This window comes from Stenotrophomonas nitritireducens, assembly GCF_050984405.1.
Lineage (GTDB): Bacteria > Pseudomonadota > Gammaproteobacteria > Xanthomonadales > Xanthomonadaceae > Stenotrophomonas > Stenotrophomonas nitritireducens_B.
The window spans coordinates 2,869,766-2,893,783 of record NZ_CP158790.1 but is presented as its reverse complement, the minus strand read 5'-3'; the positions used below and the strand labels follow the sequence as shown (position 1 = coordinate 2,893,783).

The 24,018-nt window shown below is 70.8% G+C and carries 17 protein-coding genes, 1 tRNA gene and 6 pseudogenes; 19 read left to right on the top strand and 5 right to left on the bottom strand.

All coding sequences use genetic code 11. The features are described from left to right. The first annotated feature begins 4 nt into the window (after positions 1–4). The 3 genes from ABTV91_RS12855 (at position 5) to ABTV91_RS12845 (ending at position 5,234) form a co-directional block, all read left to right on the top strand. Positions 5–1,135 (top strand): SO2930 family diheme c-type cytochrome, encoded by a 1,131-nt coding sequence (locus ABTV91_RS12855; RefSeq protein ID WP_433851791.1) that lies wholly within the window; start codon positions 5–7, stop codon positions 1,133–1,135. Between the two features lie 82 nt (positions 1,136–1,217). Beyond that, the gene (locus ABTV91_RS12850) at positions 1,218–3,686 is read left to right on the top strand and encodes a TonB-dependent receptor (protein ID WP_433851790.1); all 2,469 of its coding nucleotides are present in this window, start codon (positions 1,218–1,220) and stop codon (positions 3,684–3,686) included. A gap of 138 nt (positions 3,687–3,824) precedes the next feature. Continuing rightward, positions 3,825–5,234, top strand: coding sequence for a coniferyl aldehyde dehydrogenase (locus ABTV91_RS12845; RefSeq protein ID WP_433851789.1), 1,410 nt, complete (start codon positions 3,825–3,827; stop codon positions 5,232–5,234). 280 nt (positions 5,235–5,514) lie between these two features. On the opposite strand, the gene ABTV91_RS12840 is transcribed toward ABTV91_RS12845, so the two are convergent. After that, positions 5,515–5,976, bottom strand: coding sequence for a phasin family protein (locus tag ABTV91_RS12840; protein WP_433851788.1), 462 nt, complete (start codon positions 5,974–5,976; stop codon positions 5,515–5,517). Between the two features lie 92 nt (positions 5,977–6,068). After that, positions 6,069–6,344, bottom strand: coding sequence for a polyhydroxyalkanoic acid system family protein (locus ABTV91_RS12835; protein WP_433851787.1), 276 nt, complete (start codon positions 6,342–6,344; stop codon positions 6,069–6,071). 119 nt (positions 6,345–6,463) lie between these two features. On the opposite strand from ABTV91_RS12835, the pseudogene ABTV91_RS12830 reads away from it, so the two are divergent. From ABTV91_RS12830 to aroA, 4 genes and pseudogenes are all read left to right on the top strand, one after another. Next, positions 6,464–7,271 (top strand): annotated as a pseudogene (locus ABTV91_RS12830) (FHA domain-containing protein). 126 nt (positions 7,272–7,397) lie between these two features. Continuing rightward, a complete protein-coding gene (gene serC / locus ABTV91_RS12825) occupies positions 7,398–8,483 on the top strand; it encodes a phosphoserine transaminase (RefSeq protein ID WP_433851786.1) in 1,086 nt (361 codons plus the stop codon). A gap of 53 nt (positions 8,484–8,536) precedes the next feature. Continuing rightward, positions 8,537–9,706, top strand: a complete 1,170-nt coding sequence (pheA, locus tag ABTV91_RS12820) for a prephenate dehydratase (RefSeq protein WP_433851785.1) — start codon at positions 8,537–8,539, stop codon at positions 9,704–9,706. Between the two features lie 317 nt (positions 9,707–10,023). After that, positions 10,024–11,335: pseudogene (gene aroA / locus ABTV91_RS12815) on the top strand (3-phosphoshikimate 1-carboxyvinyltransferase). 87 nt (positions 11,336–11,422) lie between these two features. Here aroA and ABTV91_RS12810 read toward each other — a convergent pair. From ABTV91_RS12810 to ABTV91_RS12800, 3 genes and pseudogenes are all read right to left on the bottom strand, one after another. Continuing rightward, entirely contained in the window at positions 11,423–11,974 is a 552-nt protein-coding gene (locus ABTV91_RS12810) for an energy transducer TonB (RefSeq protein WP_433851784.1), read from the bottom strand. A 130-nt stretch (positions 11,975–12,104) separates the two neighbouring features. Continuing rightward, positions 12,105–12,269: pseudogene (locus tag ABTV91_RS12805) on the bottom strand (energy transducer TonB); the annotation flags it as partial. 87 nt (positions 12,270–12,356) lie between these two features. Further along, positions 12,357–12,869, bottom strand: a pseudogene (locus tag ABTV91_RS12800) (energy transducer TonB); the annotation flags it as partial. A 128-nt stretch (positions 12,870–12,997) separates the two neighbouring features. Here ABTV91_RS12800 and serS point away from each other — a divergent pair. From serS to ABTV91_RS12740, 12 genes and pseudogenes are all read left to right on the top strand, one after another. Continuing rightward, entirely contained in the window at positions 12,998–14,278 is a 1,281-nt protein-coding gene (serS, locus tag ABTV91_RS12795; RefSeq protein WP_433851783.1) for a serine--tRNA ligase, read from the top strand. A gap of 230 nt (positions 14,279–14,508) precedes the next feature. Beyond that, a complete protein-coding gene (locus ABTV91_RS12790) occupies positions 14,509–15,501 on the top strand; it encodes a LysR family transcriptional regulator (protein ID WP_161613668.1) in 993 nt (330 codons plus the stop codon). A 69-nt stretch (positions 15,502–15,570) separates the two neighbouring features. Beyond that, positions 15,571–15,660 (top strand) — tRNA-Ser (locus tag ABTV91_RS12785). Between the two features lie 63 nt (positions 15,661–15,723). Next, the gene (locus ABTV91_RS12780; RefSeq protein ID WP_433851782.1) at positions 15,724–16,188 is read left to right on the top strand and encodes an acetyltransferase; all 465 of its coding nucleotides are present in this window, start codon (positions 15,724–15,726) and stop codon (positions 16,186–16,188) included. Then, positions 16,185–16,694: a tRNA adenosine(34) deaminase TadA gene (gene tadA, locus ABTV91_RS12775; protein WP_433851781.1), complete on the top strand. Its 510-nt coding sequence runs from the start codon at positions 16,185–16,187 to the stop codon at positions 16,692–16,694. Before ABTV91_RS12780 ends, tadA begins: the two co-directional genes overlap by 4 nt. Before the next feature lie 97 nt (positions 16,695–16,791). Continuing rightward, positions 16,792–17,376 carry an oligoribonuclease gene (orn, locus tag ABTV91_RS12770; RefSeq protein WP_433851780.1) on the top strand — a complete coding sequence of 195 codons (585 nt, stop codon included), beginning with the start codon at positions 16,792–16,794 and terminating at the stop codon, positions 17,374–17,376. A 3-nt stretch (positions 17,377–17,379) separates the two neighbouring features. Then, positions 17,380–18,235, top strand: a pseudogene (locus ABTV91_RS12765) (EcsC family protein). Between the two features lie 51 nt (positions 18,236–18,286). Beyond that, positions 18,287–18,823: a GNAT family N-acetyltransferase gene (locus tag ABTV91_RS12760; RefSeq protein WP_433851779.1), complete on the top strand. Its 537-nt coding sequence runs from the start codon at positions 18,287–18,289 to the stop codon at positions 18,821–18,823. A gap of 236 nt (positions 18,824–19,059) precedes the next feature. After that, entirely contained in the window at positions 19,060–19,701 is a 642-nt protein-coding gene (locus tag ABTV91_RS12755) for a glutathione S-transferase family protein (protein ID WP_433854180.1), read from the top strand. A gap of 42 nt (positions 19,702–19,743) precedes the next feature. Further along, positions 19,744–22,020 carry a thiamine pyrophosphate-dependent enzyme gene (locus ABTV91_RS12750; protein ID WP_433851778.1) on the top strand — a complete coding sequence of 759 codons (2,277 nt, stop codon included), beginning with the start codon at positions 19,744–19,746 and terminating at the stop codon, positions 22,018–22,020. A gap of 8 nt (positions 22,021–22,028) precedes the next feature. After that, positions 22,029–23,480 (top strand): annotated as a pseudogene (gene asnB / locus ABTV91_RS12745) (asparagine synthase (glutamine-hydrolyzing)); the annotation flags it as partial. Continuing rightward, a complete protein-coding gene (locus ABTV91_RS12740; protein WP_433851777.1) occupies positions 23,374–23,973 on the top strand; it encodes an asparagine synthase-related protein in 600 nt (199 codons plus the stop codon). The pseudogene asnB and the gene ABTV91_RS12740, both read left to right, overlap by 107 nt. The last annotated feature ends 45 nt before the right edge of the window (positions 23,974–24,018 follow it).

Genomic DNA, 24,018 nt, shown 5'->3' with positions numbered 1-24,018 from the left:
GCGCATGCCCTTGCACCGCCCCCTGCTGGCGCTGGCCGCGCTGCTGATGCTGGCCGCCTGCGCCCGCACCCCGGCGCCGGAACCGGTGCATTTCTTCGCCGAAGGCCTGCCCGAGCGCCTGTCCGACTGGAACGTGCTGTACGTGGCCGACGGCCGGCTGCGGCTCAACGCGCAGGTGCTGCCCTACGACCTGGACTCGGCGCTGTTCAGCGACCACGCGCACAAGCTGCGCACGGTGTGGATGCCGGCCGGCACGCCGGCGCGCTACCAGCCGGACGAGGCCATGGATTTCCCGGTCGGCACCATCATCAGCAAGACCTTCTATTACCCGCGTGGCGAAGGCGACACGGTGCTGCGCAGCGACGACGCCGGCCCCGAGCCGGACGGCGGGCTGACGCTGGGCAAGGTGCGGCTGGTGGAAACGCGGCTGCTGGTGCGCCGCGCCTCGGGCTGGATCGCGCTGCCGTACGTGTGGAACGCCGAACAGAGCGAGGCCCGGCTGATGCGCACCGGCGAACTGGTGCCGCTGACCCTGGCCGGCGCGGACGGCAAGCGCCAGCAGCTGGAGTACATGGTGCCGGACGAGAACCAGTGCGCCGGCTGCCACGGCACCGACCTCAAGTCCAAGCAGATTTTCCCGATCGGCCCGAAGGCGCGGCATCTCAACCACGACTTCGCCTACGCCGACGGCAAGGCCAACCAGCTGCGGCACTGGCAGGACGTCGGCTACCTGGCCGACGTGCCGGCCGGCGAACTGCCGCGCAACGTCGCCTGGAACGACGCGCAGGCGCCGCTGGAAGCGCGCGCCCGGTCGTACCTGGACATCAACTGCGGGCATTGCCACAGCCAGAAGGGTGCGGCGCGCACGTCGGGCATGTGGCTGGACGCCAATACCCGCGATCCGCTGCGCATCGGCCGCTGCAAGCTGCCCATCGCCGCGGGGCAGGGCACCGGCAACCGCGCCTGGGACATCGCGCCCGGCAAGCCGGACGATTCGATCCTGACCTACCGCATGGAAAGCACCGACCCGGGCGTGATGATGCCGGAACTGGGGCGCAGCATCGTCCACGAGGAGGGCGTGGAGCTGATACGGCAGTGGATCGCGGCCATGTCCGCGCAGGAGTGCGGCGCATAGGCAGGTGGTTGGAACAGGCACATGGCCCCGCATCGCCACGCGGAATCGACGTGAGGGGAACTCAATGGGAAAGGGGAACTCGATGACGTACAACAGATTGACGCGTGGTGTCCGCAAGGCCCTGCTGACTTCGCTGCTGGCATCGCCGGCGCTGGCCGCGCAGGCGCAGCAGCCGTCGACGCCGGCCCCGGCCGATGCCATCGAACTGGACCGGATCGTGGTCACCGCGCAGAGCCGCGAGCAGGAACTCAAGGACGTGCCAATCGCCCTGCAGGTGGTGGGCGAGAACGTCATCGAACAGACCATGGCCGAGAACCTCGGCGACCTGGACAACTTCGTTCCCGGCCTGTCGATCAGCGACGACCAGCCGACCCAGGCCGGCTTCAAGCTGCGCGGCCTGAGCACCGGCGATTTCGGCATCGGCACCGATCCCACCGTCGGCGTGTACGTGGACGGCGTCTACGCCGGCCGCGGCGGCGGCACGGTGCTGCCGTTCCTGGACGTCGAACGCATCGAGGTGCTCAAGGGGCCGCAGGGCACGCTGTTCGGCCGCAACACTGCCGCCGGCGCGGTATCCATCGTGACCAAGCGTCCCGGCAATGAGCTCGAAGGCCGTGCGCGGGTGCGCGTGGGCAACTACGGCAAGGAGTACTTCGACGGCATGCTCAACCTGCCCACCGGGCAGACCACCGCGCTGCGCATCAACGCCATGGGCAGCCGCACCGACGGCTGGATGGACGACGCGGCTACCGGCAGGTCGCTCGACGACGGCAGGAACTGGGCCACGCGCGCGGCCTTCCGCTGGGACATCGGCGACAACACGCAGATGCTGCTGAGCTGGGACCACGAGGACCTGGACCAGCGCTCGCGCCCGGCCATCGGCATCGTCGCGCTGCCGCCGGCGCCGGACGTGCCGCCGGTGCCCGCCGACCCGGCGCAGTACCAGGATCCGTTCGGCCATGCCGCCTACACCGACGTGCCGGACAACGACGAGACCCGCCGGTTCGACGGCGCGACTCTGATCCTGGACCACGCCTTCGAGTGGGGCCACCTGAGCTCGATGACCTCTTGGCGCACCTTCGATACGTACAACCGCGCCGAGGAGGACGGCACCAACCGCCGCGAGCTGTACCTGGACACCATCAACATCGAGGACAACACCACCTGGTACCAGGAGTTCAAGTTCAGCGGCACCACCGAGCGCTTGGACTGGGTGGCCGGCGCCAGCTGGTTCAAGGAGGAGGCCAGCCAGTCCAGCGTGGTCGACCTGACCAGCGACAGCATCAATACCGCCGCCGCCGGCCTTTACGGGATGCCGCTGTTCGGCATGCTGCAGCAGGCGGCCGATTTCTACGGCATCCCGGTGCAGCTGTTCGGCCACCCCTGGCGCGAGTCGTACGACAACACCGTCGACGCCACCGCCTACGCGGTGTTCGGCGACGTGATCTGGCACGCGACCGACAAGCTGAACCTGACCTTCGGCCTGCGCTATACGCGCGACGAGAAGAAGTTCACCTGGTTCAACGACTACCACCGCGCCGACGCGCTGAACCAGGCGCTGCAGACGCTGGAACAGTACGGCGTGCTGCCGCAGCCGGTGCCGTGCGACGCGCTGGGCCTGTGCGCCATGGACCAGGACGGCGACGGCCTGATCCCGATCGACGCGGCGTTCCTGGCCGGCTTCGACCTGGCCTTCAGCGACCCGATCTCGATGGCCAACAAGGGCGTGACCAACCGCGCGAAGAACGCGTGGAGCGACTGGAGCCCGCGCCTGGTCGTCGATTACCACCCGTCCGAGGACACCATGCTGTTTGCCTCGGTGGCCAAGGGCTACAAGGCCGGCGGCTACAACGTGTTCTCGCCGGGCGCGGCATTCGACAACGAGGGCGTGTGGAATTTCGAGGCCGGCATCAAGCGCGACCTGCGCGATCTGCGCGTGCAGTACGAAGCCTCGGCGTTCTACTACGTATACGACAACCGCCAGGCGATCCGCCTGGATACCTCGTCCGACATCCCGCGCTACGTGGTCAGCACCAGCGACCTGACCGCGCGCGGCGTGGACTTCAGCGCGCGCTGGCAGGCCAGCGACCACCTGAGCGTGGATTTCGCCGCCGAATGGATTGATTCCACCTACAAGGACTTCGTCACCCCGGACGGCATCGACCTCAGCGGCCAGCCGACCGGCGAGGCGAACCTGTCCTTCGCCGCCGGCGCCGCCTATACCGTGCCGCTGGGCGGGTACGGCGACCTGACGTTCTCCGCGCGCCATTCCTATGGCGGCCGCGGGCGCTGCAACTCCGGCTCCTCCAGCCAGGGCAACTGCGGGCGCTATGCCACCTTCACCATCGGCGAGGAGCGCAACCGCACCGACCTGTACCTGCGCTGGCGCTCGCCGTCCACGCAGTGGAGCGTGGCCGCCTACGTCAACAACGCCTTCGACAACCGCTACGTGAACGGGCTGTACACCTACGGCACCACGGTGGTCGGCACCACCGCCGCCGGCGTCAGCGAACCGCGCTTCTACGGCATGGAGCTGATGTACCGCTTCTGACGCGGAGCGCTGCCCCGCCGCTGCCGGGCGAGCCCGGCAGCGGTTCCCGCGCGGCCCGATGCGGGCAAGCCCCGCATCCATGGAAGGCGGGGGCCATACTCGACGCCGGATCCGATGGCACCCCCTGGACTTCATCGCATGGACACCCACGCTTCCACGCCCACCGCCGACCTGCGCCCGACCCTCGACCGCCTGCGCGCCGCCTGGCAGGCGCACAAGCCGGACCGCGCCCAGCGCAGCGCCGACCTGCTGCGCCTGCGCGAGGCCCTGAAGCGGCGGCTGGACGAGATGGCGGCGGTCATCGCCGCCGACTTCGGCCACCGTTCGCCGCACGAATCGCGCATCGCCGACGGCATGACCGTGCTCAACGAGATCGACCACCTGCGCCGGCACCTGCGCGGCTGGATGAAGCCGCGCCGCGTCGGCGTGGGCTGGCGTTTCTGGCCGGCGCGCGCGGAGATCCGCCCCGAGCCGGTCGGCGTGGTCGGCGTCATCTCGCCCTGGAACTACCCGGTCAACCTGGCGCTGATCCCGCTGGCGACCGCCATCGCCGCCGGCAACCACGTCTACCTGAAACCCTCCGAGCACACCCCGCGCACCAGCGCCTTCCTGCGCGAACTGCTGGCCGAGGTGTTCCCCGCCGGGCGCGTCGCCGTCGCCGAGGGCGGGGCCGAGGTGGCCGGCGCCTTCGCCGCGCTGCCGTTCGACCACCTGGTGTTCACCGGCTCCACCGCGGTCGGGCGCAAGGTGATGGCCGCCGCCGCGCCGAACCTGACCCCGCTGACGCTGGAACTGGGCGGCAAGTCGCCGGCTATCGTCTGCGACGACTACCCGCCGGAGCAGGCCGCGGCGCGGCTGGCGACCGGCAAATGGTTCAACTGCGGGCAGACCTGCATCGCCCCGGACTACGTGCTGGTCGGCGCGGCGCGGCGCGACGCGCTGGTGCAGGCGCTGCGCGCGCAGGTGGGCGCGCGCTACGGCCAGGGCCTGGCCGGCAACGAGGACTACAGCCGCATCATCAACGCCGGCCAGTACGCGCGCCTGCAGGGGTATGTGGACGATGCGCGCGCGCGCGGGCTGGAGGTGATCGTGCTGGGCGAGGCCGATCCCGCGCAGCGCCTGTTCCCGCCGACCCTGGTGCTGGAACCGGGCGACGACGCGGCGGTGATGCAGGAGGAGATCTTCGGGCCGGTGTTCCCGATCCGCAGCGTCGGGTCGCTGGACGAGGCCATCGGCTACGTCAACGCGCACGACCGCCCGCTGGCGCTGTACCCGTTCAGCCATGACCGCGCCAGCGTGGAGAAGATCCTGCGCGGCACCCTGGCCGGCGGCGTCAGCGTCAACGACACGCTGTTCCATTTCGCCATCAACACCCTGCCGTTCGGCGGCATCGGCCCCAGCGGCATGGGCGCCTACCACGGCCGCAGCGGCTTCGATGCGATGAGCAAGCAGCTGCCGGTCCTGTGGCAGGCCCGCCGCACCGGCGGCGACCTGCTGAAACCGCCCTACAGGAAGGCGCAGTGGCTGATCGACCTGATCGTGCGCTGACGCGGCTTCGCGGACAGCGCATTGCAGGAGCGCACCTGAGTGCGTAAAGGCCAACAAGGCGCGCAATGCTCCCGCACGGGCATCGCTTGCCCCGGGGGGGCAAGGACAAATCGCCCGTAGCGATCCCTGACATCGCCTGATCGATGGCCCCGCAGGCACCCATCACGGGGGGCAGGCACAAAAAACCCGCCATCCGGAGCCGTGAGGGGAGGGAGACAAACGGCGCGGTACTGCTGGCGGGTCGGGTTGATTCTTGCTCAGTTGATGCTGCTTTGCAACATCACGGTTCGCTGGCGTTCGGCTTCGGCGTGGCGTGCGCCTCGGCGCGGTTCAGGCGGTGGTTGAGCGCGTCCAGGCGGGCGTTGAGCGCCTCGATGTCCGAGCGGCTGGGAATATCCATGCGCCGCAGGACCCGGTGCACCCGGTCCTCGAAGGATTTCTCGACCCGGTCCCAGGTACCGGCCGCGCGGTCGCGGGCGTTGCCCAGGGTGGCCTCGACCGAATCGCGCAGGCTCTCGCCGCGCGGGGACTCCTCGCGGCTGCGCGCCTCCATCGATTCGCCTTCGCGGACCAGCGATTCGAACAGCCGGCTGCCCTCGACCTGGGCCCGCGACAGCGCGCCCAGCCCGGCCAGCCAGACCTGCTGCGCCGATCCGCCCAGACTGCGACCGGCGCGCGTGGCCCGGTCGTGCGCGGCGCCGCCTGCGTCGCGGCCGGCATCGTGGTGTTCATGGGTGTTCATTGTGGCGTTCCTCTGTGCTGGCGACCGGGGAACCACCGTAGCGGCGGCGATGCCTGCACGGCGTGATGGAATCGGTTCCCGCGCGGCGGCGTTCAGCCCAGCTTTTCGGCCAGCACCCGCTGGATCTCCGATTCGACCATGCCCTTCATCGCCGACAGCAGAAAGCCCAGCTCGGCCTTCACCCGCACCGCGCCGGGCAGCATCTCGATCACGCCGTCGACGCCGGAACGGGCGAAATGCAGGTTGGCGCCGTCCCAGCGGGCATTGACGTCGAAACGCTCCTGCAGCTTGCGCGCGACCTCGGCGATGGCCTCGCGCGCGCGTTCTTCGGACAGGGAATGGGCGTGGCGGATGTCGATGGTGGACATGGAGGGCTCCTGGCAACGGGCGTGGAGTGAAGGGTGCGGCATTGTGCGGACCGGCGCGGCGCAGTCCAAGTCCCGCGCCCAGCTTCTGCATGTCCGGCCAACCTGCTAGGCTGCCGCCGGTGCGCACCCTGCAAGTCCATTTCAGCAATCGCCAGCAGCCCGATCAGCCCCTCGCGCCGGGGGTGCAGCGCATCGTCCGCGATGCCAGCGGGCAGGTCCGGCTGGGCGACGACAGCGTCGGCCCGCTGCTGCTGGCGCGCTTCTGCACCGACGAACGCGGTGTCTGGCTGCAGGTAGCCAGCGGCAGCCGCGGCATCCACGTCAACGGCCGCCCGGTGCGGCGCATGGCCCTGCTGCGCGCCGGCGATTCGGTCTATGCCGACGGCGTGGAGATGCTGCTGCGCGGTGAATGCGAACCTGTCGCGCAGCCGCCCGCGGCCAACGGCGGGCAAGGCGATGACCTGCGCGTGCTGCTGCGCGGCGTCGGCGGCCGCCACCATGGCCGCTGCTACACCCTGGACCAGCCGCGCACCATCGGCCGCGACAGCGCGGTGGACGTGGTGATCGACGACCCGGTCTTCCCCGAGCGGCAGGCGCGGTTCGAGCGCCATGGCGAGCGGGTGCTGCTGCGCGACCTGGGATCGCCGGAAGGCTGCCGGGTCAACGGCGTCGCCGTCCGCCACTGCTGGCTGCAGGGCGGCGACCAGGTGGTGTTCGACGGCAACCAGCGCTTCGTGCTGGAAGTGCCGCTGGATGCGCAGTCGGCCCGTTTCCCGGCCGCCGCGGAGATGGGCGGGGCCGAGCACGGCGAGCCTGCGACGACGACGTCGCGCCGCCGCGCGCGCGCGGCGCTGGCCCTGGCTGCTGCTCAGCGCGCTGCTGCTCGGCGGCGCGCTCAGCGCGCTGCTGCTGTTCGGCGCCCGCTGAGCCCGCGCCTGCCCGTCATGCCGGCCGCCGCCGGCCGGGCGGATTGGCTGCAGATGCAACTTTTCCCGCGCCCCCAAAGCCTGCTGCGCTGCGGCATACTTGGGGTTCCCCTTGGACAGGTGTGACATGACGCGCGCGTTCAATTTCAGTGCCGGCCCCGCGACCCTGCCGGAATCGGTCCTGCGCCAGGCGCAGGCGGAGATGTTGGAATGGAACGGGGTGGGCGCGTCCATCGTCGAGATCAGCCACCGCAGCGCCGACTTCATGGCGGTGGCGGCGCAGGCCGAAGCCGACCTGCGCACCCTGGTCGGCATTCCCGACGACTATGCGGTGCTGTTCATGGGCGGCGGCGCCACCACCCAGCAGGCGCTGCTGCCGCTGAACCTCGCCGTGGCCGGGCAGCGCGTGGACTACGTGGTCAGCGGCCACTGGGGCAGGACCGCGGTCAAGCAGGCGCGGCCCTACGTGGACGTGAACATCGCCGCCGACGGCGAGGCCGGCGGTTTCCGCGACATCCCCGCGCGCGCGCAATGGCAACTATCCGACGATGCGGCCTATGTGCACATCACCGCCAACGAGACCATCCATGGCGTCGAGTTCCGCGACGTGCCGGACGTGGGCGCCGCGCCGCTGGTGGCCGACTTCAGTTCGTCGATCGCCTCCGAGCCGATCGACGTCTCGCGCTACGGCGTGATCTACGCCGGCGCGCAGAAGAACCTGGGCCCGGTCGGCATCGCCGTGGTCATCATCCGCCGCGACCTGCTAGAGCGCGCCGGCCAGCCGCGCGCGGACATCTTCGATTACCGCTCGCACGCCGCGCGCGATTCCATGCTCAACACCCCGCCGACCTGGAACTGGTACCTGCTCGGACTGACCGTGCAATGGATGCTGGCGCAGGGCGGCACGGCCGAGTTCGCGCGCCGCAATGCGGCCAAGGCGTCGCTGGTCTACCAGGCCATCGACGGCTCCGGCGGCTTCTACCGCAACGAGGTCGCGCCGGCGGTGCGTTCGCGCATGAACATCCCGTTCTTCCTGCCCAGCGCCGAGCTGGACGCACGCTTCGTCGCCGAAGCCAAGGCCGCCGGCCTGCTCGCGCTCAAGGGCCACAAGGCGGTCGGCGGCATCCGCGCCTCGCTGTACAACGCCATGCCGCTGGAAGGCGCGCAGGCGCTGGCGGCGTTCATGCACGACTTCCAGCAGCGCAACGGCTGATCCGCACACCCCGCCGCGCGCGCCGCGCCGGCCCGCAACAGGTAGACCCGAACATGGCATCCAAGCCACCCAAGACCGCCGCGAAGGCGAAGCCGGCCACCGCGAAGAAGGCCGCCGCCAAGGACACCTCCATCACCGTGGCCAAGCCGGTGCTGGCCGACGTGCGCGCCAAGATCGACCAGATCGACCGCAGCATCCAGTCGCTGATCGCCGAGCGCGCGCAGTTCGCCCACCAGGTCGGCAAGGCCAAGGGCAAGCTCGCCGCTGCCGTGGATTACTACCGGCCAGAGCGCGAGGCGCAGGTGCTGCGCATGGTGGTCGACCGCAACGAGGGCCCGCTCTCTGACGAAGTGCTGGTGCACGTGTTCCGCGAGATCATGTCCGCCTGCCTGGCGCAGCAGGAGCCGCTGAAGATCGGCTACCTCGGACCGGAAGGCACCTTCAGCCAGCAGGCCGTGCTCAAGCATTTCGGCCGCTCGGCGCTGGGCCTGCCGCTGGCCAGCATCGAGGAAGTGTTCCAGGAAGTGGAAGCGGGCAACGCCGATTTCGGCGTGGTGCCGGTGGAGAACTCCGGGCAGGGCACGATCCAGATCACCCTGGACATGTTCCTGACTTCCAACCTCAAGATCTGCGGCGAAGTGGAACTGCGCGTGCAGCAGTTCCTGATGTCGCGCAGCGGCCGGCTGGAGGATATCGAGCGCGTCTACGCGCACCCGCAGTCGTTCATGCAGACCTCGGCCTGGCTGCGTGCCAACCTGCCCAAGGCCGAGAAGATCCCGGTGTCGAGCAATGCCGAGGGCGCGCGCCGCGCGCGCAACGCCGACGACGCGGCGGCGATCGGCGGCGAGAGCGCCGGCCACGTGTATGGCCTGAAGAAAGTGGTGACCAAGCCCATCCAGAACGACGCGGACAACACCACGCGCTTCCTGGTGATCGGCCGCCAGTTCTTCCCGTCCTCGGGCCATGACCGCACCTCGGTGCTGGTGTTCATCCACGACAAGCCCGGCGCCCTGTTCGACGTGCTCAGCCCGTTCGCGCGCCACGGCATCAGCATGAACCGCATCGAGTCGCGGCCCTCGCACCAGGCCAAGTGGGAATACGGTTTCTTCATCGACCTGGCCGGCCACATCGAGGATGCCTCGATGCAGGCGGCGCTGGCCGAACTGAAGGCCCATTCGGCCGAGATCAAGGTGCTGGGTTCGTACCCGGTCGCCGTGCCGTGATCCGAAAGCCCCTCTCCCTCCGGGGTGAGGGGGCAGTTTGCGAACCACCGGTTCGCTGCCCCACGAACGCCCTTGCGCCAGCGCAAGGGCCGGGGCGCGAAGCGGGGGGTTGGGGTGAGGGCAGGGGCGCCGTCTGCCTCGCGGCCCTAGATCCTTGCGGCTTCACACGTACCCTCATCCGCCCTTCGGGCACCTGCATGCGGCACATCCCTGTGCCGTACCCTCCGGGCGGCTTCGCCGTGCAGTCCGGCAATCCTGCCGCACTGTCTCCCCCGCCGGGAGGGAGAAGGAACAATGGACAACCAGAGAGATTCCGAATGACCCAGCCCTACTGGATCGCAAGCAAAGGCCAGCCCCTGCGGGGCACGCTCGACATTCCCGGCGACAAGTCGGTGTCGCACCGGGCGGTGATGTTCGCCGCGCTGGCCGACGGCGTGTCGCGCATCGACGGTTTCCTCGAGGGCGAGGACACCCGCGCCACCGCGGCGATCTTCGCGCGCATGGGCGTGCGCTTCGAAACCCCGTCGCCGTCGCGGCGCATCGTGTATGGCGTCGGCGTCGATGGCCTGAAGGCGGCGGACGGCGAGCTGGACTGCGGCAACGCCGGCACCGGCATGCGCCTGCTCGCTCGCCGGCCTGCTGGCCGCGCAGCCGTTCGACAGCGTGCTGGTGGGCGACGAATCGCTGTCCAGGCGGCCGATGCGCCGCGTCACCGGCCCGCTGGCGCGCATGGGCGCACGCATCGACACGCAGGACGACGGCACGCCGCCGCTGCGCATCCATGGCGGCCAGCCGCTGCACGGCATCGACTACGAACTGCCGGTGGCCAGCGCGCAGGTGAAGTCGGCGGTGCTGCTGGCCGGCCTGTACGCGCAGGGCGAAACCTCGGTGGTCGAGCCGCACCCGACCCGCGACTACACCGAGCGCATGCTGCGCGCCTTCGGCGTGGAGATCGATTTCGAACCGGGCCAGGCGCGCCTGCGCGGCGGCCAGCGGCTGCGCGCCACCGACATCGCGGTGCCGGCGGATTTCTCCTCCGCGGCGTTCTTCATCGCCGCCGCCAGCGTCATCCCGGGCTCGCACGTGCGCCTGCGCTCGGTGGGCCTGAACCCGCGGCGCACCGGCCTGCTGGCCGCGCTGCGGCTGATGGGCGCGGACATCGTGGAAGAGAACCACGCCGAACACGGCGGCGAGCCGGTGGCCGACCTGGTCGTGCGGTATGCACCGCTCAAGGGCGCGGAAATCCCGGTGGAAGTGGTGCCGGACATGATCGACGAGTTCCCGGCGCTGTTCGTCGCCGCCGCGGCGGCCGACGGCCCGACGGTGGTACGCGGCGCGGCCGAGCTGCGGGTGAAGGAATCGGACCGTCTCGCGGCCATGGCCACCGGCCTGCGTGCGCTGGGCCTGCGCATCGACGAGACCGACGACGGCGCCACCATCCATCCGGGCGCGCTCGGCAGCGGCACCATCGAGAGCCATGGCGACCACCGCATCGCGATGGCCTTTGCCATCGCCGGCCAGCTGAGCGACGGGCAGGTGCGCATCAACGATGTCGCCAACGTGGCCACGTCCTTCCCCGGCTTCGACCGTCTGGCGGGCGATGCCGGTTTCGCGCTGACGGTCGCCTGACCGCAGGAGCGATGCACGAACGGGCCGGAAGCATGCCGCTTCCGGCCCGTTCGCGTTCAAGCTCCCTGTTCGCGTCCCGCGTTGCGGTCAGCGGTCGGCGTGGAAATCCACCGGGACGCGCACCACGCTGGCCACTTCGCGGCCGTTGCGGAGGGCCGGCTCGAACTTCCAGCCGCGCACCGCGTCCAGCACCGCGCGGTCCAGGTCGCGGCTGCGTTCACCGCTGCGCGACACGATGCTGGCGTCGGTGACCTTGCCCTGCGCGTCGATCTGCAGGCTGGCCACGACGCTGCCCTCGACGCCGGCGCGCAGCGCGGCCGGCGGATAGGCGGGCGAAGCGTTGCCCGCCAGCGGGCGCGCCTGGCGGTCGCGCACCAGCGGCGCCTGTCGGCGCGGGTTCTGCGTGGTGGCGGCCGGGGTGCGCGTGACTGGCGGCGCATCCGCGGTCGGGGACACGACGACCGGCGCGGCGTCGTTGCCCACCGGCGCGGCGGGAACCGGCTCGTTCTGGCGCAGCACCAGCGCCAGTACGCCGATCAGGATCGCCAGCGCCAGCGCGGCCCACAACCACGGCGAAGTGGCGTGGCGCGGCTGTCCGTCCGGCGCGGGGTGCAGTTCATGGGCATGGGTGGCACTCATCGTCAGGCTCCTTATGCGTCCAGTGACGGCTGGAGTCTGGCCCGATGCGCGGCCGTGGTGGTCAGCGCGGCGTAAACGCGCCGCCTGCGGGTCCGCCGCAGTTCAGGGTGCGGCGCAGGCGCCGTTCAGATTACTGGGCCGGCTGGAAATCGAAGGGGATTTCCAGGCTGCCGACCATCGGCTGGCCATTGCTCTGCGCCGGCTGGAAGCGCCAGCCGCGCACCGCGTCCAGCGCCGCGCGGTCGAGGTCGCGCGAGCCGCTGCGCTGGATGATCTTCGCGTCCAGCGGCAGGCCGCCGCGTCGCGTCGACCCGCACCACCACGGTGCCGCTTTCGCCACGCCGCAGCGCAGCCGGCGGACGGGGTCGGGGTCGCCGCGGCAGCCGCCGCTGGATGATCTTCGGTCCCCAGGGGGGCGGCGTCGACGTCGACCCGCACCACCACGGTGCCGCTTTCGCCACGCCGCAGCGCAGCCGGCGGATAGGACGGGGGCGGGCTCTGGCCCGGCAGTGGCCGGCCGGTCGCTCGGGGCGGCCACGGTCGGCGACGGCGCGACGGGAGTGGCCGGCGCCGCGGCCACGGGCGTTTCCGGCAGCGGCGGCGCGGGCGCGGTCTCCACCACCTGCGGGGTTTCTTCGGCGGGCGCTTCCGGGCGCGCGTCGGGCATGTCGCTGGCGCCGGTGCCGGCCGGCAACGGCTCGGGCAGGGGCATGGCCTCGTCGGCCTGGACCTGCGGCTGCGCCGGATCGGCACGGTAGAAGTCGTTGTGCCGGCGCGCGTTCAACCACACCACCACGAACAGCAGCAGGCCCACGCAGAAGGCGATGCCGGCGATCTTCAGGGCGTTGCGCGGCAACTGGAAGGTGATGTTCTGGTCGGAGCGGGAAGCGGGCATGGGCGGCGCGGGGCGAGGGCTTGACCGGAAGGAACGTCCGGATTCTGGCACAGGAAGGTACCGGCGCGCGGCAGAGCGGCGCGGTTCGGGCGATAATCGCGTTCCGTATCCGTTTACAGTGCCGCCCCATGCTCGATCCCGCCCTTCTCCGACAGCAGCCCGCCGAACTGGCGCAACGCCTGCGCGATACGCGCGGCTACGAACTCGACGTGGCCGCGATCGAGTCCCTGGAGGCCGACCGCAAGCGCATCCAGGTGCGCACGCAGGAGCTGCAGAGCCTGCGCAACAGCCGCTCCAAGGCGATCGGCCAGGCCAAGGCCAGGGGCGAGGACGTGTCGGCGATCATGGCCGAGGTGGCCGGGTTCGCCGACGAGCTGAAGGCCTCGGAAATCCAGCTGGACGACCTGCGCGCGCAGATCGAGGCGCTGTCGCAGGGCATTCCCAACCTGCCGGCCGACGACGTGCCGCGCGGCAAGGATGAAGGCGACAACGTCGAGCAGTCGCGCTGGGGCACGCCGCGCGCGTTCGATTTCGCGGTGCTCGACCATGTCGAACTCGGCGCCCGCAACGGCTGGCTGGACGGCGAGACCGCGGCCAAGCTGTCCGGCGCGCGTTTCACCGTGCTGCGCGGCCCCATCGCCCGCCTGCACCGCGCGCTGGGCCAGTTCATGCTGGACCTGCACGTCAACGCGCACGGCTACGAGGAAACCAACGTGCCGGTGCTGGTCAACGCCGATTCGCTGCGCGGCACCGGCCAGCTGCCCAAGTTCGAGGAAGACCTGTTCAGGACCGCGCTGGGCGATGCCACGCGCTACCTGATCCCGACCTCGGAAGTGCCGCTGACGAATATCGTGCGCGACGAGATCGTCGAGGCCGAGCGCCTGCCGCTGCGCATGACCGCCCATTCGATGTGCTTCCGCTCCGAGGCCGGCAGCGGCGGCCGCGACGTGCGCGGCATGATCCGCCAGCACCAGTTCGAGAAGGTGGAACTGGTGTCGGTGTGCCGGCCGGAGGAAAGCGAGGCCGAGCACCAGCGCATGACCGCCTGCGCCGAGACCGTGCTGCAGAAGCTGGGCCTGCCGTACCGGCGCATGCTGCTGTGCACCGGCGACATGGGCTTTGCGGCGATCAAGACCTACGACCTGGAAGTGTGGCTGCCCTCGCAGCAGACCTACCGCGAGATTTCCTCGTGCTCCAACTGCGGCGATTTCCAGGCGCGGCGCATGCAGGCGCGTTGGCGCAACCCCGCCACCGGCAAGCCGGAACTGGTGCACACGCTCAATGGCTCGGGCGTGGCGGTGGGCCGGGCGATGATCGCGGTGATGGAGAACTACCAGAACGCCGACGGCTCGATCACCGTGCCCGAGGCGCTGCGCCCGTACATGGGTGGCGTGGAGCGGATCGGCTGAGGCGGTTTGCCGCTGTCGTTCGTGCGAAGGCCCGCAGCGATGCGGGCCTTTTGCTGCACGGCTTGCCCGGTAGGAGCGACTTCAGTCGCGGTGGGGCTTTACCGGGACAGCCCCATCGCGACTGAAGTCGCTCCTACGGGGTTGGATACAAGACTGTTTGAGGCCTGATTTGTAAAATCAGGACAAAGGTGGTTGAATTCCACGATTCGTTCCAGTTGTGGGATCAATCCATGCAGGACCTCAACGACCTCTACTACTTCGCGATGGTGGTGGACCATGGCGGCTTCGCCGCCGCCGAGCGGGCGCTGGGCATTCCCAAGTCGCGCCTGAGCCGGCGCATCAGCCAGCTGGAAACCGATCTGGGCGTGCGCCTGCTGCAGCGTTCGACCCGTCGCTTCGCGGTGACCGACGTGGGCATGAGCGTGCACCGCCACGCGCAGACCATGCTGGCCGAGGCGCAGGCCGCGCGCGAGGTGGTGGACCGCCTCAGCGCCGAGCCGCGCGGGCTGGTGCGCGCCAGCGTGCCGGTGTCGCTGGCGCAGATGCAGCTGCCCAAGCTGCTGCCGAAATTCCTGGAGCAATACCCGAAGGTGCGGCTGCAGCTGAACATCAGCAACCGCCGCGTGGATATCATCAACGAAGGTTACGACGTAGCGCTGCGGGTGCGTTCGCGCCTGGACGACGACGGCAGCCTGGTGATGCGCAGCTTCGGCCAGGTGCAGGAACTGCTGGTGGCCAGCCCGAAGTACCTGGATCGCGCCGGCCGTCCCAAGACGCCGGACGACCTGGCCCAGCACGTCACCCTGAGCATCAGCGAGGACGAGGCGCGGCAGCGCTGGGAACTGCACGGCCCCGGCGGCGTAGTCAGCCGCGTGGACCTGCAGCCGCGCGTGGCCGGCTTCGATTTCCCGCTGCTGCAGAGCATGGTCAAGGACGGGTTCGGCATCACCATGCTGCCGGAAACGGTCTGCGCCGAAGCGGTGCGCAACGGCGAGCTGGAAGTGGTGCTGCCGGACTGGTCGCTGCCGCAGGGCATCTGCCATGCGGTGTTCGCCTCGCGTCGCGGCCTGCTGCCGGCGGTGCGGGTGTTCATCGACTTCCTGGCCGAGCACCTGCCGCCGCAGCTGGAGGCCTCGCGCCTGGACTGCGGCGGCGCCTGCGAGCGCGCCAAGGAGAAGATCCGCGCCTCCACCATGGGCGCGCTGGCGATCGAGGCCGGTTGAGCAGAATCGATGGCGGCGTGCGAGAATGCGCGCCCCTGGCCGGTGCGCAGGCATCGGCACGACAGTCACGGGCAGATGGCCGAGCGGTTTAAGGCACCGGTCTTGAAAACCGGCGAAGGGTCAAACCTTCCGTGGGTTCGAATCCCACTCTGCCCGCCATCTCCACGGTCCGGACGCCTGAAGCGCCGGGCGCGTTCCCGGGACTCTTGCGGACTGCGAACCATGCCGACACTGCGTCCATCGCGCCCGCACGACGGCGCCCGCGTCATCGACATCTGGCGGCGCGCCGTCGATGCCACGCATCACTTCCTGGCCGCCGCCGACCGCCAGGCCATCGAGGCCGAGGTCCGCGGTTTCCTGCCCGATGCGCCGCTGCTGCTGGCGGTGGACGCCGATGACGTGCCGCTGGCCTTCATGCTGGTCGTGGACGGCCACATGGAGGCGCTGTTCGTCGATCCCGCCCACCATGGCCGCGGGCTGGGCCGCCGGCTGGTGGAGCAGGCGCTGCGCACACATCCGCGCCTGGGCACCGACGTCAACGCGCAGAATCCGCAGGCGATGGCGTTCTACACGCGCATGGGCTTCGTCGAGACCGGGCGCTCGCCGCTGGACGGCCAGGGGCGGCCTTACCCGCTGGTGCACCTGCGCCACGCCGGCATGGCGTCCGCACCGGAAGGCGCACGATGAACGCCGCCGCGCACGACCCTGAAACCGACGCGCGCTGGATGCGCCACGCGCTGGTGCTGGCCGAACGCGCGCAGCGCGAGTTCGACGAGATTCCGGTGGGCGCGGTGCTGGTCGGCGCCGACGGGCAGCTGCTGGGCGAGGGCTGGAACCTCAACATCGCCCGCCACGACCCCAGCGCGCATGCCGAGATCGTGGCGATGCGCGAGGCCGGTGCCCGGCTCGGCAACCACCGGCTGGTCGGCTGCACCCTGTACGTGACGCTGGAGCCGTGCGCGATGTGCGCGATGGCGCTGGTGCACGCGCGGGTGGCGCGCGTGGTGTACGCCGCCACCGACCCCAAGACCGGCGCCTGCGGCAGCGTGTTCGACCTGCTGGGCGATGCGCGCCACAACCACCGCGTCGCCGTCGCCGGCGGCGTGCTGGCGCGCGAGGCGGGGGGGCTGCGCCTGACCAACTATTTCCGCGCCAAGCGCGGCCGGCCGCTGCTGCCCGAGGACGGCGGCTGACGCACCACCTGCACGCGGCGCGGCGGAACCGCGGCGTATCATGGCCGCCCGATATCCCGCCGGCGCCGCTGCCGCCGGCCCCTGCACGAGGCGCTACATGACGGACAACAGCACAGGCAACGACCGGTTGATCTGGATCGATCTGGAAATGACCGGGCTGGACACGGACAACGATTCGATCATCGAGATCGCCACCGTGGTCACCGATGCCCAGCTCAACGTGCTGGCCGAAGGCCCCGAGTTCGCCATCGCCCATCCGCTGGCGACGCTGGAGGCGATGGACGAGTGGAACCGCAACCAGCACCGCCGCTCGGGCCTGTGGCAGCGCGTGCTCGACAGCGACGTCACCCTGGGCCAGGCCGAGGCGCGGACCATCGCCTTCCTGCAGGACTGGATCAAGGCCGGCGCCTCGCCGATGTGCGGCAACTCCATCTGCCAGGACCGCCGCTTCCTGCACCGGCAGATGCCGCGCCTGGAGCGCTATTTCCATTACCGCAACCTGGACGTGTCCACGGTCAAGGAACTGGCCCGGCGCTGGGCGCCGGCCATCGCCGCCGGGGTGGGCAAGAACTCCAGCCACACCGCGCTGAGCGACGTGCACGATTCGATCGCCGAACTGCGCCACTACCGCCAGTACATGGGCGCGCTGGCCGGGTTGCCGGGCGCGGCGGAAACGGCCTGAGCGATGGGCGAACGGGTGCCGACGCTGGCCAACGATCCGCAGGACATGGCCGACCTGCGGCGCGCGGTGGCGCTGCTGGAGGCGCCGACGCTCAGCGCGCGCATGGCCAACCTGGTCGGCTCGCCGCTGGAGTTCGCCGTGCGCCGGTTGCCTTCCGGCGTATCGAAACGCATCCAGGGCGCGGCCGAGGCCGCGCTGCACAAGGCCGCGCAGGCGGCGTTGTGGAGCATGGACCGGAAGCAGCCCGGCAAGCCGGCCTCGCGCGCGCCTGCACAAGCTGGCCGCCGCCGCGTCCGGCGCGCTGGGCGGCGCGGGCGGCCTGCCGGCGCTGGTGGTCGAACTGCCGCTGTCCACCACCATCATCATGCGCGCGGTGGCCGACATCGCGCGCAGCGAAGGCTTCGACCTGGACGACTTCGGCACCCGCCAGGCCTGCCTGGAAGTGTTCGCGCTGGGCGGCAACTCGGGCGGCGACGATGCCAGCGAAACCGGCTATTACCTGGCGCGCGGCTTCACCACCGAGCTGATGCGGCACCTGTCGGCGGAACTGGCCGGCACCACGCTCAGCGGCAGCCATGGCCTGCTGCTGGGGCTGGGGCCGAAGGAGGCCGGCAAGTGGCTGGCGCGGATCGTGGAGAAGGTCGCCGCCCGCTTCGGCGTGGTGGTCTCGGAGAAATTCGCCGCGCAGGCGGTGCCGGTGATCGGCGCGGTGGCCGGCGCCACCTTGAACACGATGTTCACCGGCTACTACCAGGACATGGCGCGCGGGCATTTCATCGTGCGCCGCCTGGAACGCAAGCACGGTTTCGAGACCGTGCGCCTGGCCTATGGCGCGATCAGCGGACGCATGACGGCCTGAGCCCCGCGCAGGGTGGTAGCGTGGCGGGCCGGAAACCATGGAGAGCCCGCGATGAGCATTTTCGACCTGCGCGTGGAAACCGAACGGCTGCTGCTGCGGCCGCCGTCGGCGGAGGACTTCGACGCGTTCGCCGCGTTCTGCGCCGACCCGGTGGCGATGGAGCACCTGGGCGGCGTGCAGGCGCCGCCGGTGGCCTGGCGCAGCCTGGCCACGATCACCGGCAGCTGGCAACTGCAGGGCTATTCGATGTTCTCGGTGATCGAGAAGGGCAGCGGGCGCTGGGTGGGCCGGGTGGGGCCGTGGCAGCCGCATGGCTGGCCGGGGCCGGAGGTGGGCTGGAGCATCGTGCCGGCCTGCTGGGGGCGGGGTTATGCGCCCGAGGCCGCGCGCGCGGCCATCGACTGGGCATTCGACGCGCTGGGCTGGGACGAGGTGATCCACACCATCGCGCCGGACAACCGCAACTCGCAGGCGGTGGCGCGCAAGCTGGGCTCGCAGGTGCTGCGCGCCACGCGCCTGCCGCCGCCGCACGAGGTCGACGTCGAGGTGTGGGGGCAGACGCGGCAGGCGTGGCAGGCGCGCCGCTGAGGCATCGTTTCAGCTGCATCCATCGGCAGGCGGGGAGCGGCCGTCCGCATCGGATGGCCGGCGCCTGACCCCACGTCGCAGCAGCTGGTGGCGTCGCATCGGCGCGTACCGGATTCTTCCGTGGATTTTGCTGCGGTCGCAGCTTTACCAAACACCCCCGGTTCCGGTCAGATGGCCGGATCGCCTGCCAGTCGGCGGTGTGGGGAATCGTGTCGTTGAGCAATCCAGGTGCTGCGTTGACGGTGTATGGCATGTCCACTTCGGGCAACTGCCACAAGGTGCGCCTGTTGCTGGAACAGCTGGGCGCGCGCTACCGCTGGGTCGAGGTGGACAGCGCCGCCGGCCAGACCCGCACGCCGGACTTCCTGGCGCTCAATCCAGCCGGCAAGGTGCCGCTGGTCGAACGCGACGACGGGCGCGTGCTCGCCGAATCCAACGCGATCCTGTTCTGGCTGGCCGAAGGCACGCCGTTCCTGCCGGCCGACGGCTGGCAGCGCGCGCAGGCGCTGTCGTGGATGTTCTTCGAGCAGTACAGCCATGAACCGAACATCGCGGTGGCGCGTTTCATCAGTGGCTGGACGCCACCGGATTCGCCGCGCCGGCAGGAATTGCCAAAGCTGCGCGAGCGCGGCCACGCGGCGCTGGCGCGGATGGAACGGCACCTGTCCGCGCACGCCTGGTTCACCGGGCCGGACTACGGCATCGCCGACATCGCCCTGTTCGCCTATACCGCGGTCGCCGCCGACGGCGGCATCGCCCTGGATTCCTGGCCGGCCATCGGCCGCTGGCTGCAGGCGGTGCGCGCCCGGCCCGGCTTCGTGGCCATGCCCGATCCGCCGCCGGAGGTGACGCGCAACTTCCTCGCCGCTTCGCCCTGATCCGTCTTTCCCCAACCTGCCTGCACCGTGGAGTCCTGCCTGATGTTCGCCCGTGTACCCAATCCCATTCCGGCCCGCATGAAGGGCCTGAACCGCGCCGAGATCTGCGACGCCAACTTCATCGAATTCGTGAAGGGCCTGGCGCAGGGGCCGGCCGGCGCGCCGCAGGACGGCGCTCCCGTGCTGCCGGGCAGCGCGCTGGACGCGCAGGGGTTCCGCGAACTTTTCCAATCGCAGCTGGTCAGCCGCCACCTGGACCTGATGGCGCGCGTGCTGCGCGTGCAGAACAAGGTCTTCTATACGATCGGTTCGTCCGGCCACGAGGGCAACGCGATGGTGGCGCGCGCCGCGCGTCATACCGACCCGGCGTTCCTGCACTACCGCTCCGGCGGTTTCATGGCCGAGCGCTTCCGCAAGCTGCCGGGCATGGACCCGATCATGGATTCGGCGCTGAGCTTCGCCGCCAGCGCCGAGGACCCGGCCAGCGGCGGCCGCCACAAGGTGTGGGGCAGCAAGCCGTTGTGGGTGCTGCCGCAGACCTCGACCATCGCCTCGCACCTGCCCAAGGCGCTGGGCACGGCGATGGCGATCGAGGCCGGCAAGCGGCTCGGCCTGCAACTGCCGGTGCCCGAGGACAGCATCGCCATCTGTTCCTTCGGCGACGCCTCGGCCAACCACGCCACCGCGCAGACCGCGTTCAACGCGGCCTCGTGGACGGCTTACCAGAAGCTGCCGGCGCCGGTGCTGTACGTGTGCGAGGACAACGGCATCGGCATCTCGGTGAAGACGCCCAGCGGCTGGATCGCCGAGAGTTTCCGCAACCGCCCGGACCTGGACTACTTCTTCGCCGACGGCCTGGACCTGGCCGCCGGCTACGGCGACGTGCAGCGCGCGGTCGAGCACTGCCGCCGCACGCGCCGGCCGACCTTCCTGCACCTGCGCACCACCCGCATCATGGGCCACGCCGGCACCGACTTCGAGATCGAGTGGCGCGCGCTGGAGGAACTGTGCGCGGTGGAGGCGGGCGACCCGCTGCTGCGCTCGGCGCAGATCGCGGTCGAATCCGGGGTGATGAGCGCGGACGAGGTGCTGGCGCTGTACGAGGCTACCCGCGCGCGCTGCTTCGAAGCGGCCGAGGACGCGGACCGGCGCCCGCGCCTGACCTCGCTCAAGGACGTGATGGCGCCGCTGGCGCCGCATACCCCGGACAAGGTGCGCGCCGAGGCCGCCCGCGCCGATTACGGCGAGCGCCGCCTGCAGGTGTTCGGCGGCGAGGCGTCGCTGCCGGAGAACCTGCCGCCGCGGCACCTGGCCATCCAGATCAACCAGGCCCTGCACGACCTGTTCTGCAAATACCCCGACACCCTGCTGTTCGGCGAGGACGTGGCGCAGAAGGGCGGCGTCTATACGGTGACCAAGGGCCTGCACAAGGCCTTCGGCCCGCGCCGGGTGTTCAACACCCTGCTCGACGAGACCATGATCCTGGGCATGGCCCAGGGCTTCGCCAACATGGGCATGCTGCCGGTGCCGGAAATCCAGTACCTGGCCTACCTGCACAACGCCATCGACCAGGTGCGCGGCGAAGCCTGCTCGCTGCAGTTCTTCTCCAACGACCAGTACCGCAACCCGATGCTGATCCGCATCGCCGGGCTGGGCTACCAGAAGGGCTTCGGCGGCCATTTCCACAACGACAACTCGATCGCCGCCATCCGCGACATCCCCGGGCTGGTGGTCGGCTGCCCCTCGCGTGGCGACGACGCGGCGATGATGCTGCGCACGCTGGCGGCGCTGTCGAAGGTGGACGGGCGCGTGTGCGTGTTCCTGGAGCCGATCGCGCTGTACATGACCAAGGACCTGCACGAGGCCGGCGACGGCCAGTGGCTGTTCCCGTACCCGGCGCCGGAGCAGGCGCTGGAACTGGGCCAGGGCCGGGTCTACGGCGAGGGCAACGATGATCTTCTGATCATCACCTACGGCAACGGCGTGCCGATGGCGCTGCGCGCGGCCCGGGCCATCGAGGCGGCGCAGGGCTGGAAAGTGCGGGTGGTGGACCTGCGCTGGCTGGTGCCGCTCAACGCGGCCTGGATCGCCGAACAGGCGCGCGGCGCCAGGCGCATCATCGTGCTGGACGAGGGCCGGCACAGCGCCGGCGTGGGCGAGGGCGTGATCACCGCGCTGGCCGAGGCCGGGTACGGCGCGGTGCCGCTGCGCCGGGTGACCGGCGCTGATACCTACACGCCGCTGGCCGGCGCCGCACTGCTGGTGCTTCCGGGCGACAATGACGTGGTGAGCGCCGCAGCCGAGCTGGCGCGTGGATAACGACTGGTATGTGTGGACTGGCGGGAATCCTGCAATCGCAGGCGCGGTTGCAGGAAGCGGAACTGGCGGCGCTGGCCGGCGCGATGGGCGATGCCCTGGCCCATCGTGGACCGGATGACCGCGGCGTCTGGGCCGATGCCGCCGCCGGCGTGGCGCTGGCGCACCGGCGGCTGAGCATCCTGGACCTGTCGCCGCTGGGCCATCAGCCGATGGCCTCCGGCGACGGCCGCTACTGGCTGGCCTACAACGGCGAGATCTACAACTTCGCCGCGCTGCGCGCCGAGCTGGAACCGCACGGCCACCGCTTCCGCGGCCATTCCGATACCGAGGTGCTGCTGGCGGCGATCGTGCAGTGGGGGCTGGAAGCCACGCTGCGGCGCTGCAACGGCATGTTCGCCATCGCCCTGTGGGACCGCCGCGAGCAGCGCCTGTCGCTGGCCCGCGACCGCGTCGGCAAGAAGCCGCTGTACTACGGCTGGGCCGGCGACACGCTGGTGTTCGGTTCCGAGCTGAAGGCGCTGTGGCGGCATCCGGCGTTCGACAACGGCATCGACCGCGATGCGCTGACCCTGCTGCTGCGGCTGGACTATATCCCCGCGCCGCACTGCATCCACGAACGCGCCTTCAAGCTGATGCCTGGCCGCGTACTGCACCTGGACGCGGTCGCGGTGGCGGCCGGCGCCGCCGCGCACCGGCCCGCGCAGGCGCAGCGGGCGTACTGGGACGCGCGCGAGCGCATGGCCGCCTGCCTGGCCGCGCCGTTCGCCGGCAGCGAGGCCGAGGCCACCGACGTGCTGGACGGGGCGCTGCGGCAGGCGGTGGCGCTGCGCATGGTGGCTGACGTGCCGGTGGGCGTGTTCCTGTCCGGCGGCACCGATTCGGCCCTCGTCGCTTCGATGATGCAGGCGCAGAGCGCGCAGCCGGTGCACAGCTTCAGCATCGGCTTCGAGGGCTCGGACCACGACGAGGCGCCGCTGGCCAGGGAAGTGGCCACCCATCTGGGCTGCGACCACACCGAACTCTATGTCGGCGGCGCCGACGCGCTGGCGGTGGTGCCGGAACTGCCGGCGATGTTCGACGAACCCTTCGCCGACGCCTCGCAGGTGCCTACGGCGCTGGTCGCGCGGCTGGCGCGGCGCGGGGTGACGGTGGCGCTGTCCGGCGCGACGGCGACGAGCTGTTCTTCGGCTACACCCGCTACCAGCGCGCGCTGCGCAAACGCGCGCGCCCTGCAGCGGGTGCCGGCGCCGCTGCGGCGCTGGCTGGGGCGCCATGCCCGTGCGCAGGGCGAGGAATCGCGCGCCGGCGGGCTGGCCGCGCTGCTGGCCGAAACCGGCGCGACCGGCATCGGCGATGTCTACCGCAACCGCATCTCGCGCTGGCGCGACCCGGCCGCGGCGGTGCGCGGCGCGCGCGAGCCGGCCACGTTTCTACAGCGAGCCCGATCCGCTGCAGGGGCAGGGCGCGCCGGCCGACGCGATGATGCTGGCCGACTTCACCACCTATCTGGCCGACGACCTGCTGTGCAAGGTCGACCGCACCAGCATGGCCGCCAGCCTGGAGGCGCGCGCGCCGCTGCTGGACTGGAACGTGGCCGAGTTCGCCTGGTCGCTGCCGCTGGACCTGAAGCTGCGCGGCGGCACCACCAAATACCTGCCCAAGCAGGTACTGCGGCGCTACCTGCCCGACGCGATGGTGTTCCGCGGCAAGCGCGGCTTCGGCGCGCCGGTGACGCAGTGGCTGCGCGGCGACCTGCGCGACTGGGCCGGCGACCTGCTCGATCCGCGGCGCCTGCGCCAGGACGGGGTGTTCGAGGAGGCCGCGGTGTCCTCGCTGTGGCGGCGTTTCGGCCAGGGCGAGCGGCGCTGGCATACCCACCTGTGGAACGTGCTGATGTTCCAGGCCTGGCAGGCGCACTGGCAGGCGCAGCGGGCGCTGGTCCGCGGCGGCTGACCGGGGGCCGGCCTTCACCGGCCGCGAAGGCGCGACCGGCTAGCG

Excerpts from the sequence above, each read along its gene's own strand:
- ABTV91_RS12845 (WP_433851789.1), top strand. The coding sequence starts at position 3,825 with ATGGACACCCACGCTTCCACGCCCACCGCCGACCTGCGCCCGACCCTC.
- serS (WP_433851783.1), top strand. The coding sequence starts at position 12,998 with ATGCTCGATCCCGCCCTTCTCCGACAGCAGCCCGCCGAACTGGCGCAA.
- pheA (WP_433851785.1), top strand. The coding sequence starts at position 8,537 with ATGGCATCCAAGCCACCCAAGACCGCCGCGAAGGCGAAGCCGGCCACC.
- ABTV91_RS12840 (WP_433851788.1), bottom strand. The coding sequence starts at position 5,976 with ATGAACACCCATGAACACCACGATGCCGGCCGCGACGCAGGCGGCGCC.
- ABTV91_RS12740 (WP_433851777.1), top strand. The coding sequence starts at position 23,374 with ATGTCTACCGCAACCGCATCTCGCGCTGGCGCGACCCGGCCGCGGCGG.
- ABTV91_RS12750 (WP_433851778.1), top strand. The coding sequence starts at position 19,744 with ATGTTCGCCCGTGTACCCAATCCCATTCCGGCCCGCATGAAGGGCCTG.
- ABTV91_RS12850 (WP_433851790.1), top strand. The coding sequence starts at position 1,218 with ATGACGTACAACAGATTGACGCGTGGTGTCCGCAAGGCCCTGCTGACT.
- ABTV91_RS12780 (WP_433851782.1), top strand. The coding sequence starts at position 15,724 with ATGCCGACACTGCGTCCATCGCGCCCGCACGACGGCGCCCGCGTCATC.
- ABTV91_RS12810 (WP_433851784.1), bottom strand. The coding sequence starts at position 11,974 with ATGAGTGCCACCCATGCCCATGAACTGCACCCCGCGCCGGACGGACAG.
- ABTV91_RS12790 (WP_161613668.1), top strand. The coding sequence starts at position 14,509 with ATGCAGGACCTCAACGACCTCTACTACTTCGCGATGGTGGTGGACCAT.
- tadA (WP_433851781.1), top strand. The coding sequence starts at position 16,185 with ATGAACGCCGCCGCGCACGACCCTGAAACCGACGCGCGCTGGATGCGC.
- serC (WP_433851786.1), top strand. The coding sequence starts at position 7,398 with ATGACGCGCGCGTTCAATTTCAGTGCCGGCCCCGCGACCCTGCCGGAA.
- ABTV91_RS12835 (WP_433851787.1), bottom strand. The coding sequence starts at position 6,344 with ATGTCCACCATCGACATCCGCCACGCCCATTCCCTGTCCGAAGAACGC.
- orn (WP_433851780.1), top strand. The coding sequence starts at position 16,792 with ATGACGGACAACAGCACAGGCAACGACCGGTTGATCTGGATCGATCTG.
- ABTV91_RS12760 (WP_433851779.1), top strand. The coding sequence starts at position 18,287 with ATGAGCATTTTCGACCTGCGCGTGGAAACCGAACGGCTGCTGCTGCGG.
- ABTV91_RS12855 (WP_433851791.1), top strand. The coding sequence starts at position 5 with ATGCCCTTGCACCGCCCCCTGCTGGCGCTGGCCGCGCTGCTGATGCTG.